The sequence below is a fragment of the Mesorhizobium sp. M2D.F.Ca.ET.226.01.1.1 genome (genome assembly GCF_004022705.2).
Lineage (GTDB): Bacteria > Pseudomonadota > Alphaproteobacteria > Rhizobiales > Rhizobiaceae > Mesorhizobium.
Window position 1 is genome coordinate 15,123 of the sequence record NZ_RZOY02000010.1, and the last position, 17,206, is coordinate 32,328.

The 17,206-nt window shown below is 63.0% G+C and carries 22 protein-coding genes; 9 read left to right on the forward strand and 13 right to left on the reverse strand.

Going from position 1 to position 17,206, the window contains the following annotated elements; genetic code table 11:
• Positions 1-141 precede the first annotated feature (141 nt).
• The gene (locus EN869_RS35530; RefSeq protein WP_281015788.1) at positions 142-273 is read left to right on the forward strand and encodes a hypothetical protein; all 132 of its coding nucleotides are present in this window, start codon (positions 142-144) and stop codon (positions 271-273) included.
• Between the two features lie 100 nt (positions 274-373).
• On the opposite strand, the gene EN869_RS22275 is transcribed toward EN869_RS35530, so the two are convergent.
• The 5 genes from EN869_RS22275 to EN869_RS22295 all read right to left on the reverse strand — a co-directional run bounded on the left by EN869_RS22275 (position 374) and on the right by EN869_RS22295 (position 4,524).
• On the reverse strand, positions 374-619 hold the full coding sequence (locus tag EN869_RS22275; RefSeq protein ID WP_127228153.1) for a hypothetical protein: 246 nt from the start codon (positions 617-619) through the stop codon (positions 374-376).
• 86 nt (positions 620-705) lie between these two features.
• Positions 706-1,662 carry an EamA family transporter gene (locus tag EN869_RS22280; RefSeq protein ID WP_127228154.1) on the reverse strand — a complete coding sequence of 319 codons (957 nt, stop codon included), beginning with the start codon at positions 1,660-1,662 and terminating at the stop codon, positions 706-708.
• A gap of 19 nt (positions 1,663-1,681) precedes the next feature.
• Positions 1,682-2,581 (reverse strand): DMT family transporter, encoded by a 900-nt coding sequence (locus tag EN869_RS22285; protein WP_127228155.1) that lies wholly within the window; start codon positions 2,579-2,581, stop codon positions 1,682-1,684.
• 217 nt (positions 2,582-2,798) lie between these two features.
• The gene (locus EN869_RS22290) at positions 2,799-3,080 is read right to left on the reverse strand and encodes a hypothetical protein (protein WP_245489584.1); all 282 of its coding nucleotides are present in this window, start codon (positions 3,078-3,080) and stop codon (positions 2,799-2,801) included.
• A gap of 406 nt (positions 3,081-3,486) precedes the next feature.
• The gene (locus EN869_RS22295) at positions 3,487-4,524 is read right to left on the reverse strand and encodes a GlxA family transcriptional regulator (RefSeq protein ID WP_245489583.1); all 1,038 of its coding nucleotides are present in this window, start codon (positions 4,522-4,524) and stop codon (positions 3,487-3,489) included.
• Positions 4,525-4,880: 356 nt separating this feature from the next.
• On the opposite strand from EN869_RS22295, the gene EN869_RS22300 reads away from it, so the two are divergent.
• The 3 genes from EN869_RS22300 to EN869_RS22310 all read left to right on the forward strand — a co-directional run bounded on the left by EN869_RS22300 (position 4,881) and on the right by EN869_RS22310 (position 6,360).
• Positions 4,881-5,222, forward strand: a complete 342-nt coding sequence (locus tag EN869_RS22300) for a hypothetical protein (RefSeq protein ID WP_127228444.1) — start codon at positions 4,881-4,883, stop codon at positions 5,220-5,222.
• Positions 5,219-5,479: a hypothetical protein gene (locus tag EN869_RS22305; protein WP_127228157.1), complete on the forward strand. Its 261-nt coding sequence runs from the start codon at positions 5,219-5,221 to the stop codon at positions 5,477-5,479. The genes EN869_RS22300 and EN869_RS22305 overlap by 4 nt, the downstream gene beginning before the upstream one ends.
• A 164-nt stretch (positions 5,480-5,643) precedes the next feature.
• A complete protein-coding gene (locus tag EN869_RS22310) occupies positions 5,644-6,360 on the forward strand; it encodes a hypothetical protein (RefSeq protein ID WP_127228158.1) in 717 nt (238 codons plus the stop codon).
• On the opposite strand, the gene EN869_RS22315 is transcribed toward EN869_RS22310, so the two are convergent.
• Entirely contained in the window at positions 6,298-7,167 is an 870-nt protein-coding gene (locus tag EN869_RS22315) for a tetratricopeptide repeat protein (RefSeq protein ID WP_127228159.1), read from the reverse strand. The genes EN869_RS22310 and EN869_RS22315 overlap by 63 nt on opposite strands.
• A 193-nt stretch (positions 7,168-7,360) precedes the next feature.
• Between EN869_RS22315 and EN869_RS22320 the strand changes: the two genes are divergently transcribed.
• From EN869_RS22320 to EN869_RS22335, 4 genes are all read left to right on the forward strand, one after another.
• Positions 7,361-8,221: a xanthine dehydrogenase family protein subunit M gene (locus tag EN869_RS22320; protein WP_127228160.1), complete on the forward strand. Its 861-nt coding sequence runs from the start codon at positions 7,361-7,363 to the stop codon at positions 8,219-8,221.
• Positions 8,221-8,697: a (2Fe-2S)-binding protein gene (locus tag EN869_RS22325; protein ID WP_127228161.1), complete on the forward strand. Its 477-nt coding sequence runs from the start codon at positions 8,221-8,223 to the stop codon at positions 8,695-8,697. Before EN869_RS22320 ends, EN869_RS22325 begins: the two co-directional genes overlap by 1 nt.
• A 3-nt stretch (positions 8,698-8,700) precedes the next feature.
• Entirely contained in the window at positions 8,701-10,965 is a 2,265-nt protein-coding gene (locus tag EN869_RS22330; RefSeq protein ID WP_127228162.1) for a xanthine dehydrogenase family protein molybdopterin-binding subunit, read from the forward strand.
• 172 nt (positions 10,966-11,137) lie between these two features.
• Positions 11,138-11,383, forward strand: a complete 246-nt coding sequence (locus EN869_RS22335; protein ID WP_127228163.1) for a MoaD/ThiS family protein — start codon at positions 11,138-11,140, stop codon at positions 11,381-11,383.
• Positions 11,384-11,738: 355 nt separating this feature from the next.
• Here the strand turns inward: EN869_RS22335 and EN869_RS35535 are convergent, their stop codons facing one another.
• The 3 genes from EN869_RS35535 to EN869_RS35140 all read right to left on the reverse strand — a co-directional run bounded on the left by EN869_RS35535 (position 11,739) and on the right by EN869_RS35140 (position 12,548).
• Positions 11,739-11,870 (reverse strand): hypothetical protein, encoded by a 132-nt coding sequence (locus EN869_RS35535; protein ID WP_281015787.1) that lies wholly within the window; start codon positions 11,868-11,870, stop codon positions 11,739-11,741.
• A 121-nt stretch (positions 11,871-11,991) separates the two neighbouring features.
• Positions 11,992-12,216, reverse strand: coding sequence for a DUF768 domain-containing protein (locus EN869_RS22340; RefSeq protein ID WP_127228164.1), 225 nt, complete (start codon positions 12,214-12,216; stop codon positions 11,992-11,994).
• Positions 12,213-12,548: a hypothetical protein gene (locus EN869_RS35140; protein ID WP_245489582.1), complete on the reverse strand. Its 336-nt coding sequence runs from the start codon at positions 12,546-12,548 to the stop codon at positions 12,213-12,215. The genes EN869_RS22340 and EN869_RS35140 overlap by 4 nt, the downstream gene beginning before the upstream one ends.
• 465 nt (positions 12,549-13,013) lie before the next feature.
• Between EN869_RS35140 and EN869_RS34510 the strand changes: the two genes are divergently transcribed.
• Positions 13,014-13,367, forward strand: a complete 354-nt coding sequence (locus EN869_RS34510; protein WP_127395066.1) for a hypothetical protein — start codon at positions 13,014-13,016, stop codon at positions 13,365-13,367.
• Between the two features lie 154 nt (positions 13,368-13,521).
• On the opposite strand, the gene EN869_RS22360 is transcribed toward EN869_RS34510, so the two are convergent.
• The 4 genes from EN869_RS22360 to EN869_RS22375 all read right to left on the reverse strand — a co-directional run bounded on the left by EN869_RS22360 (position 13,522) and on the right by EN869_RS22375 (position 17,201).
• The gene (locus tag EN869_RS22360) at positions 13,522-14,304 is read right to left on the reverse strand and encodes a competence protein CoiA family protein (protein WP_348632436.1); all 783 of its coding nucleotides are present in this window, start codon (positions 14,302-14,304) and stop codon (positions 13,522-13,524) included.
• A gap of 288 nt (positions 14,305-14,592) precedes the next feature.
• Positions 14,593-15,918, reverse strand: a complete 1,326-nt coding sequence (locus EN869_RS22365; RefSeq protein ID WP_167507120.1) for an ATP-binding protein — start codon at positions 15,916-15,918, stop codon at positions 14,593-14,595.
• A gap of 377 nt (positions 15,919-16,295) precedes the next feature.
• A complete protein-coding gene (locus EN869_RS22370; protein WP_127228168.1) occupies positions 16,296-16,526 on the reverse strand; it encodes a hypothetical protein in 231 nt (76 codons plus the stop codon).
• 267 nt (positions 16,527-16,793) lie between these two features.
• A complete protein-coding gene (locus tag EN869_RS22375; RefSeq protein WP_127228169.1) occupies positions 16,794-17,201 on the reverse strand; it encodes a DOPA 4,5-dioxygenase family protein in 408 nt (135 codons plus the stop codon).
• Positions 17,202-17,206 lie beyond the last annotated feature (5 nt).

The window sequence follows — 17,206 nt, forward strand, 5'->3', positions numbered from 1 at the left end:
CCTGCCATGTCAGGGGCTGCAATCCATCGGTCCTTGGACCGTTCAAGGCAGGCTATTCGCCAAGCCCGCTTTCACGCCTTCACAGAGCGGGCCTTTTGCCATCTTAAGATTTGCGCAACGGATGAATATTAGAATCTACTAATGCGTTTCGCCGTCCTGATCTTCTGCTGGATCGCATTCTTTGGCTGGGACCTGGCCGCCAATGACGGCCAATTCGTCCTCGCTATCGGCACGCGGCTTATGCATCTCATCCGCATGACTGGGCTTATTTGACCCGGCCTGACTGTTCAATGAATCTCGTTTTTGTCGGGCTCGGCGGCTTCCCTGCTTGGAACATAGGAGTTCGACTACACGGCAGTAACGCCTGGCCGGATCAGGGCAGCAGCAGCTTCAGTCGGGAGAGCCTTAGCCGCGCCAGGCGCCGCGCCGGATTGTGAAAGGCTTCCAGGCCGGCCTCGACCAGGAAGGCCAGCGTCATCAGCTCGATCAGGAACTCGTCGGCCGCATCGAAAGCGGCTCGCGAATCGGTGGCGAGATGCTTGAGCAGGGTACGCGCTTCCTCGGCCGCGTCGGCGCCACCGGCGTCGATCAGTGCTTCGAGCCTGGTGAAGCAGTCCATGTCGATTCTCTCCGCCCCACCGAGGGGATAGATCGACTGGGAGGCGCGGACATCCACATATGTTAAGCGAGGTCCTTTCGCCTCGTTCACGCCTTTGCCGGAACCGCTTTCGGCTTGATCACCGTCGCCAGCACGACGCCGACGACGATGAAGGCGGCGCCAACCAGGTCGTAGTCGTGCAGGCTCTCGCCGAGCAGCAGATAGGCGAGGATGGCGACGAATAGCGTCTGCAGATAGAGCAGCATGCTTGCCCGGCTGGCACCCAGCGTCTCGACGCTTTTGTTGTAGAGATAATACATCAGCGCGCCGCCTGGGCCGGCCAGATAGGCGAGCGCCAGCAGGCCGTGGGCATTGAGGGCCGAGCGTTCGTCATTGGCGATTTCCCACAGGTGGAACGGCAGCGCCACCAGCGCGCCGGCACCGAGCAGCAGCACGACCAGCGGCAGCAGCTCGAGGCCGAATTTGGAGCGGCGCAGCAGCACCGTGTAAAGCGCCCAGCAGAAGGCGCTGCCGACGATCCACAACTCGCCGACATTGAAGCGCAGCTTGACCAGCGCCTCGATATTGCCATGCGCGACGATGACCAGCATGCCGGCAAGTGCCACAACCGCGCCAAGCGCCTTCCAGAGGCCGAGCGGCTCGCCAAGCACGAGACGCGCCAGAACCATGGTCATGATCGGCGACATCGCCATGATGATGCCGGCCGTGGTCGCGTCGGTGTCGTTCAGGCCGTGGTAGATCATGCCCTGGCAGAGAGTCAGGCCGATGGCGCCGACGGCGACGACCTCCAGTGGCCGCGAGCGCAGCAGCGCTATCATCGCGCCGTGATGACGGTGCACGATCGGCAACAGGATGGCGCAGGCCAGCAGGAGCCGCCAGAAGCACAGACCCCAGGGCGGCATTTCCGGCGCCACCCACTTGGCCGCGATATAGACGCCGGCCGAGAGCAGCCAGCACAGCACGGCCGTGGGATAGCCGCCCAGGGATGATGGCGCGGCGATGGCCGGCGGTTCCGGCCGATGGACTATCGGTATTGCCTGCATTGTCAGCCCCCCGATGCGGCTAGCGACGCATTTCCATGACAAAGATCGCTCCGATCACGATCGCGATGCCGGTACCCTGAAGCAGCGAAACCCGTTCCCCCAAAACCGCAATCGCAAACAAGACCCCGAGGACCGGCTCCAGATTGCTGATCATCGCGGCGCGCGCCGCGCCGACATAGGCCATGCCTGAGATGAATGCGAGGGTGCCCACAGTGGACGCAACGGCGACACCGACAAAGCCGGTCCATGCGAGCGGAGTCGTGGGCAGGGCCAGTGTTCCAAAGAGCGCGAAGATTACGGTGAGCGCGACCGCGGCCGAAAGCATCATGTAGAAGCCGACTGAAATCGCCTTTGCTTCCGCCGTCGCACGCGCACCGCACACAACAATGATCGCCGTCACCGCCATCGCCAACGCTGCGAGGGCCAATCCAATGCCGCTCAGCCCTTCGAAGGAAAGCCCGATTGCCAGGTAAAGCCCCACAAGCGCGGCTGCTAGCTCGCCGATGGATATGATCGTGAGTTTTTCCTGTCCCAGAAACATCACGATGAACCCAACCAGCACTGGATGAACGAAATAGATCAGGATCACCAGGCTGACCGGAAGGTAGTTCACGGCTCCGAGATAACCGTAGAGCATCACCGCATAGGCCACGCCCATCGCGAGGGCTATCCGCATCGGCCGGCGCGGAATTACCATTGGTTGGCGAAACGCAACCAACAACGCCAGCGTGATCAAAACCGAAAAGATGCTTCGGCCGGTGATGACGCTCAGCGTGTTGCTGCCGCCCTCATAGGCAAGTTTAGCAAGGCTTGGAACGAGTGCGATGGCGATTGTCGAGAGGACCACAAGGCCAACGCCGAGCGCCCGCTGCTTGAACCCGGCACCAGATACCGACGAAACTGTCCCCGCATCGACCATGGGCCGATCTAGAGCGTTTCACCGTTTTACGGAAACGGCGAACCGCTCTATCCCTCTGTTTTACGCAATTCCGCACGGAAACCCGCCTACACTTTTCCTGGAATTGCTCTAGCCGCCTCGTGCAAAAGTCACTTTGGCATGCAGCCGGCAGTTTCAACTGCCGTTGGGACGCAGTCTATCCTACCGCAAAGGAACGCCGCAACTGGCCTGGCAGCGATCAATGCGGCGTGTCGCCGGCCGGATGCAGCTGGTCCCAGGCCGAGCCGATGCGGCCGTCGAACTGCGATGCAAATATTTCGGCTTCGATGTCTTCGAGGCCGTCGTCGACAAGCGCCTCGATGCTTCGCCGCAGCAGGGCGAGTTGCATCTGCCGCGCATGGATCTTGTCGGTTTCGCGCATGATGGCCGTGACGTGGTAGGCGACGACCGGCTGGCCGAGACAGGACAGGAGCGCACCCGATCCTGTCGTCGCTGCGGTGACTGCTTCCTCGATGTTCATTCCGGCGCTCCTCATCAAACGATGCTGGGCGCCTCCCCGGCAGAATGGCGACGGTATCCGTCGCTTCTTTTCTCATTTCGGCGGTCGCGAATTCTTCGTTCGCGGCCAAAATCAGTATCCTCCAGAACCGTATTAAAGGCGACCGGATAGTTAATTGATGGTTAACGCGGACGGTCGCATCTTATGCATCTGAGCCGGCTGAAGGCGCACCGATCAGTGCCCCGGAATGTTGCGCGCGGCCGATGGCGCGAGGCTCCGCGAACCGGGCACCGAAACCGGCGCGCCTTGAAGCGCCCAGTCGGCCGGCTTTCGATCCGGGCATGGCGTGGGGGTAATGCGGCATGGCTCTCGCGGCGTTGACAATGACGGGCGTTGAACAGCGGCGGCATTGCCACTGGCGGCGATGCTACGGTCCGTTTCCGCGACCACGCAATCGGCCAGGCGGGAGCTGCGAGGCGACCACGGCGGCTTTCGCCGCCACCCCTACCACGCGGTTCGGGTGCCTCAGATGGGTCGGGGTGATGCCGGTGTGCTGGCGGAAGACGCGGCTGAAATGGCCGGCATTCTCGAAGCCGCAGCGATAGGCGATGTCGCCGATGGCGAGGTCGCTGCCTTCCAGCAGCGACTTGGCGTAGTGCACCCTGAGCGCCAGATAGGCAGCCATCGGGCTGGTGCCGAGCTCGGTGGCGAACAGACGCTCGAGCTGGCGGCGCGAGCAGTTCAGGCGGCTGGCGATCTCGCTGACCGAGACCTTCTCCTGCAGATTGCTTTCCATCAAAAGCAGCGCGCGCTTCACCGCGCGGCTCGCCGCTTCGGGAAACAGGTCGCCGACCGGCTGCACGTCCCTGATGTTGCGGATGCGGTCGAGCACCAGGATTTTTGCCGCCTTCTCCGCCGCCTTCTGGCCGATGAATTGCGAGACGAAATAGCCGGCGAGGTCGGCGGCACCCGTGCCGCCGGCGCAGGTGGCGCGACCGCGATCCACCGAATACAGGCTATCGGCATGGGCGTTCACGTCAGGAAAGTCGGCGCGAAAATCCTTGATGTGGAACCAGCTGACGGCGGCGCTGTAGCCGTCGAGCAGGCCGTAGCGCGCCAGCACGAAGCTGCCGGTGCAGAGCGCGGTGAGCGGCACGCCCTTCTCGACGGCGCGCAGCAGGAACGCCTCCTTTTCCGAGCTCAGGACACGGTTGGTGTCGAGCAGGCCGCCGACCACGACGACATTGTCGAAATCCTCGGGATTGCCGATCGCCCTGGTCGGCAGCAATTCAACGCCGCAGCTCGCCCGGATCGGCAGGCCGCGCTCGCCGACGATCTGCCAGTCGAACTCGACCCTGCGGCTGCGGTCGCCCTCGTCGCCGGCCAGCCGCAGCGTGTCGATGAACAGCGACAGCGGTGAGAGCGTGAAATCGCGCACCAGGAGGAATGCGAATTTTTTGGCCATTCGTTTCCGGAGCCGTCCTCTCATTTCCAGCCAGGAGCTATCCTGAAGTGCCGGCCGCAACGTTTATCAACCTGCAGGCAGACTGGATAGCGCGTGGCCTTGAATAGCGCTTTGTGCCGGTGCATGAATCCTGGCGTGCGCTTTCGGCGGTCGGGCGCCGCAATCCGGCACAAAGCCCTCATCGCCGACCTTCATCGAGGCGTTCTTCAGCGTTGACGGGCGCTCCGCCGGCGCCTTGGACACAATTCAGAAACACTTCAGAAAAACTCCAGAAATCGTTCAGGCGTAGGATTGACTGGAGAGGGTCGATCATCGGCTGCAGCACTGCGGCAACTTGTTCGGATTGGCGACAAGCGATGCAAAGGTTCTCAATCGGCTTGATGGGTGCGTTGCTCGGCATTTCGCTCGGCACCGGCCCGGTTGAAGCCGGCGAGGCAAAGGTTGCCACGACCCGGGCCGAGCGCTGCACCAATCTTAGCCGCCAGGTTGACGAAGCCCTCGAAACCCATGCCGCGTCAACGCAGGTCACCGCGGCCAAGGCACTGCAAAGAAAGGGAGACCGGTTCTGCGCCACCAAGAAGCAGGCGCAGGGGATCCGGGCGTTCGCGAACGCTCTGAAGCTGCTTGGCGTGACGCCGATCGACCCCGATGCAGTGACACCCAAAACCGACCTGCATAGCAAGGAGAAAAAACCATGAAAAAACCCCTTCTCTCCGCCCTCGGCCTCGCCGTTGCCCTCGCCTTCTCGATGCCGGTCCTCGGCAACGCGGCCGCTACCACGGCCGCTGCTCCGGCCGCCACTGCTCCGGCGAAGGCCGCTCCGAAAAAGGTTGCCGCCAAGAAGGCCTGCAAGGTGACCAAGACGCACAAGTGCCCGGTGAAGCACAAGAAGCACAAGAAGCACACTGCAAAGGCTGCGGCGGCTAAAAAAGCGGCGCCCAAGACGAGCTATTAAGCTCCACCGTGTTATGGGGAGGCCGTTCCACCTGCATTCACCCGGGACGGCCTTTTTCTCCCGAGGCAACGCCGGACCGCGGATACCGGCGCGGGTGACAGACTGGCCAGGCGCCGCTTGGAGCGCGGCCGGCTGGCGTGCTATCGCAATGCCGGGAGGCGGCGATGCGTGTCATTTTCAGATGTGATCCGATCCTGGCGCAGCATTTGCCGCGTCCGGTGCCCGCGCGCGGCGTGCTGCCGGACTGGCTGCGCGCGATGCCCGCCACCGCCTATTCGGCGATCCACGGCCGCGACATTCGCACGCTCAAGCAATGCCCGCCGGTCGTCGACGCGATGACCTACGGCTTCATGATCCTGCTGCCCTGCGACGTCGTCGTCGACCGGGGCAAGTTTTCCTGGGACTGGAATATCCCGGAACCGGCCACCGGGAACCACCCGCGAGCGCCGCTGAGCTTCCACACGCCGGGGCAGCTTGCCGGCAGCCCGTTCGCCAGGCCTGGCCAGGCCGCGCTCAAATTCAACAGCTTCTGGACCATCGAGGTCGAGGACGGCTGGTCGCTCTACGCGACGCACCCGGTCAATCGCGAGGACCTTCCCTTCCGACTGGTGACGGGCCTGGTGGATTCGGACCGGTTCAGCGATGGCGGCATCAATTTCCCGGCGATCTGGAAAGAGCCCGAATTCTCCGGCGTGCTCGGCAAAGGAACCCCGGTCGCGCAATGCTTCGCGGTTCCGCGGGCCGCGCCGCAGTTGGAATTCGAAGTGTTCGACGAAAAACGCCAAGCCGCCTATGCGCAAACGGTCGCGGATGTCCTGTCAACGCCGGGCGTCTACCGCAAGCGGTTCCGCGCCAGGCGCGGACGCTCCACCGGCGAGTGAGCGGCGCAGCGCTTCCTCATCGAGCCATAGAAGGCCGCTTGGCGCCGAGGTCAGCGCCATGGCGATGACGCCGAAGGTGGACGGCTTGAGGCGATAGGCCTGCGAATAGGCCGCCATCGCGCGATCGAGATCGCCTGTTTCCTGCAGGACGACGCCCAGATTGACCGCTGCCTCCGCCGCATCCGGGCTCATCTCCAGCACATGGCGGTAGGCCTCGGCGGCGGCCTCGAATTTGCGCATGTCCTGGCGCACCAGCCCGAGGTCGAACCACTGGGCGGAATGCGCGGTGCCGGCGACGGCGCGCTCGAGCAAGCCTTCCGCCTCGGCGGGCGCGCCGCGTTCCCATGCCAGGCGCCCCAGGCGCGCCATCGCTTCCACGGATTTCGGATCGCTCTGCAGGACCTGTGTCCAGCCAGCGCCCGCCGCCGCGGCATCGCCCGACTGATCGAAGATACGCGCCCGCTCGAGAAGGATTTCCACCCGGGACGACTGCGTTGCGGCGTGATCCAGGAACCGCAACGCCGCTTCGAACCGGCCCTCGGCCCGGGCGATCCTGCCTGCCAGGATCAGGGCGGGTGCATTGTCCGGACGCGCGGCGAGGCTCGCCTCGATGCGCGCCCGCGCCGCCGGCAGGTCCGCTTTGGCGAACAGCACAGCCGCCAGAAGGTGGCAAAGCGCGGGATCGCCCGGGTGCCACCTCAGGCCAAGCTCGCACAGCTCCATCGCCTGGGCGTGGTCGCCCGAATTGAAGGCGGCGACCGCGCGGCGGACCAGATCCTCGCTGCCAACTTGACCGGTGCTGGTCACTGAATTTGAAGCTCCCTCTATGGTGGCGCGGCCGGCCGGCTCAACGCAAACGAGTGGTCCCGATGTCCTGGCCCGGCCGCTGGGCGCATCTGGAGCATGGCTCTGGCCCAACCCGGACATGCATGAACGGGATGGCCATTATAACCAGACGCTTTATAACGGTCGCTGACAAAGCGACCACCAAGGGGAGACGATGCGTTACATACGTCCGCTTTCAATCGAAGATGCCGTTGGCGAGCTCGCCAAGGCGGTAGGCCCCGCCGCGATCCTCGCCGGGGGCAGTGACCTTTTGGTGAGGATGAAGGGCGGCTTCATCGAGCCCGAGCTGATCGTCGACATCAAGGCGATAAGCGGCCTGGCCGACATCACCGAAACGGCCGACGGCTTCCGGATCGGCGCCGCGGTGCCCTGCGCTGTGCTGGGCGAGAACAAGGCGGTGCGCAAGGCCTGGCCGGGCGTGGTCGAGGCGGCCAATCTGATCGGCTCCAAGCAGGTGCAGGGCCGCTGCACCATCACCGGCAATCTGTGCAACGCCTCACCCGCCGCCGACAGCGTGCCCGCGCTGGTGGCGGCCGCCGCAAAAGCGGTGGTCGCCGGGCCTTCGGGCAAGCGCACCATTGCGGTGGAGAGCGTGCCGACCGGACCCGGCCGCACGTCGCTGGCCAAGGGCGAGATCATCGAGGCGATCCTGCTCGACAAGCGTCCTGAGCATGCGGGCGACGCCTATCTGCGCTTCATTCCGCGCACCGAGATGGACATCGCGGTGGTGAGCGCCGGCGTGAACCTGACGCTGGATGACAAGGGCGCGATCAAGACCGCGCGCGTGGCGCTGGGTGCTGCCGCTCCCACCGTGCTTCTGGTCGAGGAGGCAGGCCAGGTTCTGGTCGGCTCCAAGCTCGACGAAGGAACGCTGGAGCGGCTGGCGAAAATCTGCTCGGGCGCCTGCCGTCCGATCGACGACAAGCGCGGCACCATCGAATTCAGACGAAAAGTCGCGGGCGTGCTGGCACAGCGTGCCGCCGCTATCGCCTACAAGCGTGCGGGAGGCAAATAATGGCCGGTGTAGCTGTATCAACCACGATCAACGGCGACGCCGTCGAGTATCTCTGCCAGCCCGACGAGACGCTGCTGGACGTGCTGCGCGACCGGCTCGGCCTGACCGGCGCCAAGGAAGGCTGCGGCACCGGCGACTGCGGCGCCTGCAGCGTCATCGTCGACGGAAGGCTGGTCTGCTCCTGCCTGGTGCTGGGCGCGGAAGCCGAGGGCCGCAAGGTCGAGACCATCGAAGGCATGGCGCATGGCGACCAGCTGCATCCGCTGCAGCAAAAGTTTTTGGAGCATGCTGCGCTGCAATGCGGCATCTGCACGCCGGGCTTCCTGATCGCGGCCAAGGACCTGCTGGCGAAAAACCCCTCGCCCACCGAGGAGGAAATCCGCTTCGGGCTTGCCGGCAATCTCTGCCGCTGCACCGGCTATGACAAGATCGTGCGCGCCGTCCAGGACGCGGCGGAAGTGATGAAGGGAGCGTAATCCATGAATTTCGATCCGCGCTACTCCGGACGCAATTTCTCCTCGGTCGGCACGCGGCCGATCCGCCCCGACGGCATCGACAAGGTGACCGGACGCGCCCGCTACGGCGCCGACTTCAACATGGCCGGCCAGCTGGTCGGCCGGATCCTGCGCAGCCCGCATGCGCATGCGGTCATCAAGAAGATCGACACCTCGAAGGCGGAAAAGCTCGCCGGCGTGAAGGCGGTGATCACGGCGAAGGACCTGCCGGACCTCACCGACGGCGATGCCGCCATGTACGACATCCTCGACAACTCGATGGCGCGCAAGAAGGCGCTCTATGACGGCCATGCGGTGGCCGCGGTAGCGGCGATCGACGCCCGCATCGCCCGCCAGGCGCTGAAGCTGATCGAGGTCGACTATGAGGTGCTGCCGCATGTCACCGATGTCGACGAGGCCGCGCACCACCATGCGCCGCTGATCAACGACCAGATCTTCACCGAGGGCCTCGAGGAAAAGCCTGCGAAACCTTCCAACGTCACCAAGCGCACGCAGTTCGGCCATGGCGACGTGCACAAGGGCTTTGCCCAGGCCGATTTCATCGTCGAGCGCTCCTTCAAGACCGAGCAGACGCATCAGGGCTATATCGAGCCGCATGCCTGCGTGGCGAGCGTCAACCCCGACGGCACCGCGGACCTGTGGGTCTGCACGCAAGGCCATTTCGTCTACCGCCAGCACTGCGCCCAACTGCTTGGGCTGGAGGCTTCGAAGCTGCGCGTCACCTCGTCGGAGATCGGCGGCGGTTTCGGCGGCAAGACCCATGTCTGGGCCGAGCCGGTGGCGCTGGCGCTGTCGCGCAAGGCCGGCCGCCCCGTGAAACTGGTGATGACCCGCGACGAGGTCTTCCGCGCCTCGGGCCCGACCAGCGCCACCTCGATCGACGTCAAGATCGGCGCCAAAAAGGATGGCACCATCACCGCCGCGGAAGCGACGCTGCGCTATAGCTGCGGCCCCTACCCCGGCTCCTGGGCCGAGATCGGCGCGATGACGGCCTTCGCCTGCTACAAGCTCGAGAACGTCAAGACCGTCGGCTATGAAGTGCTGGTCAACCGGCCGAAGACGGCGGCCTATCGCGCGCCGTCGGCGCCCATGGCGGCCTTCGCGGTGGAAAGCGCCGTCGACGAGCTCGCCCACGAGCTCGGCATGAATGCGGTGGACTTCCGCATCAAGAACGCCGCGCAGGAAGGCACCCGCGCCTCCTACGGCCCGGTCTACGGACCGATCGGCATCGGCCCGACGCTGGAAGCGGCGAAGAACCATCCGCACATGAAGGCGCCGCTGAAGATGAACCAGGGGCGCGGCATGGCCTGCGGCTTCTGGTTCAATTTCGGCGGCCAGACCTGCACCGATCTGAACATCGGCATGGACGGCTCTGTCTCGCTGGCCGTGGGCACGGTGGATGTCGGCGGTTCCCGCGCGTCGCTGTCGCTGGTGGCGGCGGAGGAGCTCGGCATCGACTATTCCCAGGTGAAGGCGATCGTCGCCGATACGTCTTCGCTCGGCTACAACGACATGACCGACGGCAGCCGCGGCACCTTCTCGTCCTCGATGGCGACGATCTCGGCCGCGCGCAACGCGATCAAGGTCCTGCGCGACCGCGCGGCGCAGATGTGGGACATCCCGGTGGACGACGTCACCTGGGAAAAGGGCCATGCGATTGCCAAGGGCGAGAAATACGGCAACCTGTCGCCGCTGTCGCTGAAGGACATCGCGGCGAAGTCCGGCACGACCGGCGGGCCGATCGCCGGCCATAGCGAGCTCGTTGCCGACGGCGCGGGCGTCTCCTTCGCCACCCATATCTGCGACATCGAGGTCGACCCCGAGACGGGTGCTACCCGAGTGATCCGTTACACAGTGGTGCAGGATGCCGGCAAGGCGGTGCACCCGACCTATGTCGAGGGCCAGTACCAGGGCGGTGCGGCGCAAGGCATCGGCTGGGCACTCAACGAGGAGTATATCTACGGCAAGGACGGGCGGCTGCAGAATCCGGGCTTCCTCGACTACCGCATCCCGGTCTGCTCCGACCTGCCGATGATCGACACGCAGATCCTGGAAATTCCCAACCCCAACCACCCCTATGGCGTGCGCGGCGTTGGCGAAACCTCGATCGTGCCGCCGCTGGCGGCGATCGCCAACGCGGTGTCGAACGCGGTCGGCGTGCGCATGACCCACATCCCGATGTCGCCGCCGCGCATCCTGGCGGCGCTCGATGCGGAACGGGAAGGCTGAGAGGTATCCAAGCTAGGGCAAGGTGTGTTGAGATTCAGGTCAGGCCGAGCCGAGAATGATGGCTTCCGAGAACCGGAGCGGAGCGTACTTGTAGTACGTGAGCACCGGAAGCGCAGGAAGCCGTCGTTCGCAGGCCGGCATCACCTGAATATCGACGCACCTTGAGGCGGTAATGGTCGAAGTCACCCTCTGGGGCTCGCTCAGCGCCGTAGCCGGAGGCAAGTCGAGGCACGAGGTCGAGGCCAAGGACATCAGGGAGCTGTTCCGCAAGCTGGCGGAACAGTATCCCGGGATAGAGCCCTGGATCGACCGCGGCATCGCGGTGGCGATCGACGGGACGATCTATCGCGATACATGGAGCAAGGAACTGCCGAAGGACGCGGAGATTTTTCTGCTGCCGAGGCTGGCTGGGGGATAGCGGACGAGCGGCTCGCCGCCATCGCTCAGGTTCGCAGATCCCCCCGACCGCCTCGGGGCGCCTATCGCCTGAGCCCGAAGAAGCTCAACACGGCCAGGATGACGACGACCAGTCCGACGAGATAGATGATGCTGTGCATGGCGGATCCTCCTTTGAGAGGATCAACAATTAGAACACCTTAATGTTCCGCCGGGCAGAGAGTGCAAAACGTCCTTCGTTCGGATGGCGATAAGTCCCGCATACGCCGATATACCAGCGGCAGCCGGCGCCCTGTATCTAGTCCGTGCCCCCGCCGGCCAGGCCCGGCTCGTGGGCTCCCCCCGTCTTTCGGGCCGGGCCGCTCCCGGAGCGATGGTTACCGGTTTGGCCGGTCTTCACGCATGACGTTGTAGAGCAGCAGGCCCGCCATCAAGGACACCACGGCGCCCACCATGTCATGGCTGGTCAGCCCGGAATAATAAACGAAAGCAAATACCAGCTCGGCCATGGCTCCACCCAGGATGCGCGGGACTTCTCTGGGAGAACCTTCAGGGCGCGCTAATGTTCCTGACGGCCATCGCCGATCCTGGCCGCCTCCGCCGAGGCGACACGGACGAGCCGCCCAGCGCTCACGGACTCTCGGTGTTCTCGGAGCCGACGATCGCGGCAAGGATCGCTTCGTAGGCGCTGCCGACTTCCTCTTCGATCTCATGCTCGGAGATGCCCGCTGCCTGCGCGTCGGCGAATAGTTTCGCCGTTAGCTCGGCCACCGAGATCATGTCCGCGCCCACGCTGCCGCGCAGCACATTGTCGGAGAGCCACGCGCCGAAGAATTCCGCGCCGCGCCTGCTCATTCGTCCTGCTCTTTGAGAAAATGCGCCTCGCGCAGCAGCGAGCTCCAGTCGGTTCCGATCGTCTCGATCAGCTTGCCGGCTTGTTCCTGGGTGATGCCGGTTTCCCTTGCCAGGCGGCCTGCAAGCAAATCGAAGACGGCCTGGTCGCTCTCCCCCAGACTGCCTTCGCGATGCTGCAGCGCCTCGAAGATCACCGCGAAGGGGCTGCCGACTTCCTCGTCGATCTCGCCGGCCGGGATGCCCTCTCGCGCCGCCGCCTTCGTCATCTCGTCGGCCAGATCGCTGACCGCGAGCGGGTCGTCAGTCATCACGTTCGGCAGGTGCTCCGCCATCCATCTGTCGAGGAAGTTGATGCCGCGCGTGCTCATGTCGCCATAAGCGCGCGACGAACATTAGGTTCCGCTGATAGGGACTGAGGTCCCATTCGCCGCCGCATTGGTCCATGGCGTGAAACATAAGCCCTGCGATCTCATTAGGGCTCAGCTGACGAGCAATCAGTCCCTTTATCGTCAGTCGGCTGGATCGCCCGCCACTTGCCCACAGGTGGCGGGCATCCGATGCAAGAACAAGAACCGGGGCAGAGGTGAACAGTGTCGATTTCCGATGAGTTGCGGGACGCGAGTCTTCGCTATGAATGCCCAAGCTGCCACCAGCCGATCATCAGAAACGGTTCATGGTTCAAGTCGGTGAGCACCTTCCGCTGCGACGCCTGCAAGACCAAGCTCAGGCTTGGCTACTCGGCCAAGCTGGCGCTGTTCCAACGCCACGGCAAGGCGGCGCTCTCGGGGACGTGACCCATGTCGATGAGTTCCCGCGAACCCTTTGGCGAGCAGCAGTTTCTTTTTCGAGCGCCGCTCGAACTGCCCGCGAACGACAATGGCGCGCTCCGCGATCTATCCATCCTCGATCCGCCCGACGACGGGCTTACGAAGATCGCCGCGAAAGCGGAGCGCATGGGCCTAGCGGTGGCCGTGGGCATAGCGGCCAGCCTTTTCATCGGGCCGGTGGTGTTCACATGCCTGATGCTGGGCGTCTGGAACGCGGCGCTGGACAGCAACGGAGGCAAGTATGATGGAGACGTCGGCGACGTTGGAAACCAGGGTGGCGGGTTTGCAGGACAGGCTCAAGGAAGCCAAGCTCAGCATGGATGACATGCTGGCCTTTCAAAAGGTCGCGGACGTGCTGGACAATGGCCATGGCGGCATCGACATCGACGACCTGATCGCGCTTTCGTTCGTGGTGGAGGAGGGTTGAGGGGCGGAGACGGGGCTGCGCCCGAGGTCACCGTCTAAGCTAACGATGCCGCTAGTATTTTGCTCGGCGACGACCTCGGGATGGCCCGGAATGTGGAGGTCTTGTGTAGTTCCAACGACGAGCGGTTAGTCCCCTTCGGACAACCCACGTAATGGCATGCATGGGTATGATCTGTTCCCTCATCCTAGCCGCGTCGATAAACCAGGACCGCGAAACAGCCGCGAGAACGGCCTGGCCGTCGATACGCCCCGGCAGCAAACACCAAAGCTTGCCTTGAATTTCCGGAGGTAATCCGTCTGGGGCTGCGAAGCCTTCGAAATCGAATAGGACCGGCTTTGTGCAGTTGAGCCAAACTGCCGGCAGACAACTTTCAGGGCTACGCGTAAGGAACAGGCCTTTTGCAAAGGGCGCACTGAACAGGCTTCCGCCCGCGAGAAACCGCTTCCGGTCATTCTTTAGGCGCATCCCGTCCACGATCCAGATCATGTTTCGGTAAAAAGCCTCGCGTGCAGCCCTCTCTTGCGCAGGCAGGTGAGAATGCTGGAACTCGATCACTTGGCCATTTGCGGTCATCACATCTGCGACGTGCTTCTCACCTTTTTCATCGCGCTGGATGATTTCCTGCCATTCCGAGGGAAACTGATTCTTCCAGTCGCGATGCCAGAGAGTTTCTGGCTCCCACCAAGTGTCGCAGTTTCTATTGCTACGGTGTGCCCAATGCCAAACACGTTGTGTTCCGCACTTTGCGATCATAGGCTGCGAACAGCCCAGACAGCAGCCCAACAGTTGGGGAGCAGCCTCGCTTCGTTCGTCATTCACCAATGCAAACCGCATAACTTTCTCCACAATTCGCGGCTGCCCGTTGCAGGCCGGCCGCTGGTTTCTTGCGAGGAGTGTTTCGGCAGCATAGCCAGCCACAAGCTGGCGCTGGTTCTTCTTATCGTCGACGTAAGGGGGCAACCCACTGTCGGTTAGCGCGCGACTGTCCTCAATGCCCGGCGTCGCTTCTTCTCAAGGCACGGCAAATTTTAGCGGGCGAGTTTGGCGGGTCAAGTCTAAGCCTGTCGAGGAGTTCGACCATCGATCGGCAGAACCTCTATGGCCGGCGGGCGCCCCAAGAGTTCAATAACGGTTGTTTCGAAACTTTGCGATCTCTTCGCTCACCATGGTTGGTGACAAGGGTGCGAAGTCGAATGCGTCGTAAAGCGGCCTGAGTAGCGAAACCAGCACTTCAGCAAGGTTGTCCTCGATGATGGACGCTCGCGCTTGCCCCTGCATTTTCACTGTGTCGACAAAGCACTCGCGTTCATAGCTAAGGTAACGCCAATCAAACAGGGCCAACATCCGTCGACCTTTCAAGCCATCGTACTGAATGCGCACCGAAATCTCAGGGTCCTCACCGAGCAACCTAGCAAGGCGCGCAACATAAAGCAGTGTCTCGCCGATGCGCCAAACTGGCATCGTCAAATCAATAGACGTTCCCGGCTCAGCCTTTTCTGTGAAATCCTCGTCGTAAGATCGAACTTCGTAAAGAAAGCCGTCTGGCCGAGCACGCCAAAAATCACAGTGTCGACCATCCCTAGCTTTTTCGCTCGGGGTACCAACCCAGACCTCGATCACCTCGCCTACGGGTACCGGTCCAATCGGCTTCCGCTCAAGGAGCACAAACGGACCCCATCCGGTCAACCTCACTTCGCTTGCCTTCCGTAGATTCTCCAGCAAACTTCTAAGACCCGACGCAGGCTCTACACCCAAAATCTGGAACGATTGTTCGTAATGCCCAAGAGGGAACCGCGCAGGATCATCCTTGGGCAATGGCACCAGACGCATTTTCCAACTGTCCCGCGAGTCGTCTGTGAACTTTAACAGCTCGTCGATCTGCTTCCGCGCCAATGAATCTAGTGAGCGACCCTGTACGATGCCCCTTATTGCTTCGAGCAGGCTATCCCGGTTAGCGCGTACACATCTGTCGAGGAGTGTTCGCCATTCCTCGGCCGTGAACGGCTCCTCGCTTTTAGGGCCTGGCTTTCGGATGTAAACCTTCTGAGCGAGGATTTCTCCGTCGGTACCCTTGGCTGCCATTACTGGAACAATTTGGCCGCCCGGCACAACCACGATCGCATGCTCATTGCCCGATGCTGGATGATTCAAATGGACCAGATCGCAGTGAATGTGAGGATCCGCATACTTATTTATTGCCGCATTTATAGCGTCGGCCGTGTACCGGCCAATTTGAGCTGGACGAGGGTAGGAACCGATAGGAGCGTTGTTGGCTTCGCGCATCCCAATGACAATAGTTCCACCTCCATGATTTGCGAGCGCGATGGCAGCCTTGGCAAGTGGCGCTCGACCCGCTGGAACATTGAGATCGAGCCAAGACTTGAATTCTGTCGCGAGTGTCTCACTCTGAAGTTGAAATAGCTGCTTAAGATCTTCTACCGTTGCCACTGTGAGCACCCTAAACGGATAGCATGGACTCAATATTTATCAGTCGTAACGGGGTTAGTATACAGATCCAGGTCAGAAGCTTGACTCGTCGCTACTAAAGGCGTTCGCGGCTTTCCGCGTAAAACAGTTGGCGCGATCCGCAGCGCGGGGAGCCATGGTGGACGGGCAGAACGCACGGCCTCGGGGCACCGCGAGGTTGCGGGATTGATCCGCGGCTATCGCTGGGCACGAGCCCACTCGGGCCGCCCGGGGCGTGGACGCCGCTACGCACTACGGTCGCCTGATGCTGGCGGCCGAAGCGCAGATCGTGAATGTTCTGCAGGCCGGACTTCGTAGAGCCGTAACGACGCCCATGCGCCGACCGTCGGCGACAAGCGTCACACGGACATCAAAGCCCGGTCCACCGGTCCACGTGGATCGATCTTTGCGAGGCGCTGTCTTGCATCGGCGACGCGCCGTTGCGCGGATCGTATTCTGCAGCAAATAGCGAGATTGATACCGACGCCGCAGTCCGCTTCGAGCATGTCTTCGGCGTGTTCCAGCGCGCGTTCGGCCCGGTTCAAGCGCCGGCGGGCGTTGGCCAGTTCAAGGTCGAGAAGTTCAAGCATTGTTCCGCATTCGTCGTTGCGGTCCCTTCGTTCGGGAAACCATTGCCGGCTACATTTGTTCCCGGTTCCCGGCCTGCAGGCCGCACCAAATCTTCAAGCAGCTGCTAATGGAACATTTCAGCAATGAAGGGATTTGGTGGTCAGGCGGCGTTCTGACCGCGCCGTGTCGGGACAGGTTTGCCCTCTCCAGCCAGCGGGGGTTCGGAGAAGCCGGCGTTCCTGGGAGGTCCCGATAGAGGGCCCGCTCCGGTCAGGGAACGGGCCCTTTCACGCCGTCAATGTCGGCGCCGTATTCACCTCCAGCGCCTCTTCCGCCTCGTCTTCCTCGCCCAGCACCTCGCCCTTCACCGGCAGCGGGCGGCCGATCCAGATCGGGTCGATTAGGTGGTCGCGCTTGGGGTTGGTGGTGTTGGGGTGGATGAGGATGCTCAAGCCGCCGTGGTTCAGCATCAGCCAGGGAACCAGCGTGGCGAAGATCCCGGTAGCGAAGGAGACCTGGTACATGGCCTGCTCGTGCGGGCCGACCGGCTCGTCGCGCCAGTTGCCCAGCCGCACGCGAAAACGCTCGCCGATGCGCTCGCGCAGCCATTCGGCATGTTGGCGCTCGGCCGCTCCGTCATAGTAGATATGGGCGTGGTAGCTGGCGATCTCGGCGAGTTGCCTGACTTCGCTCATTTCGG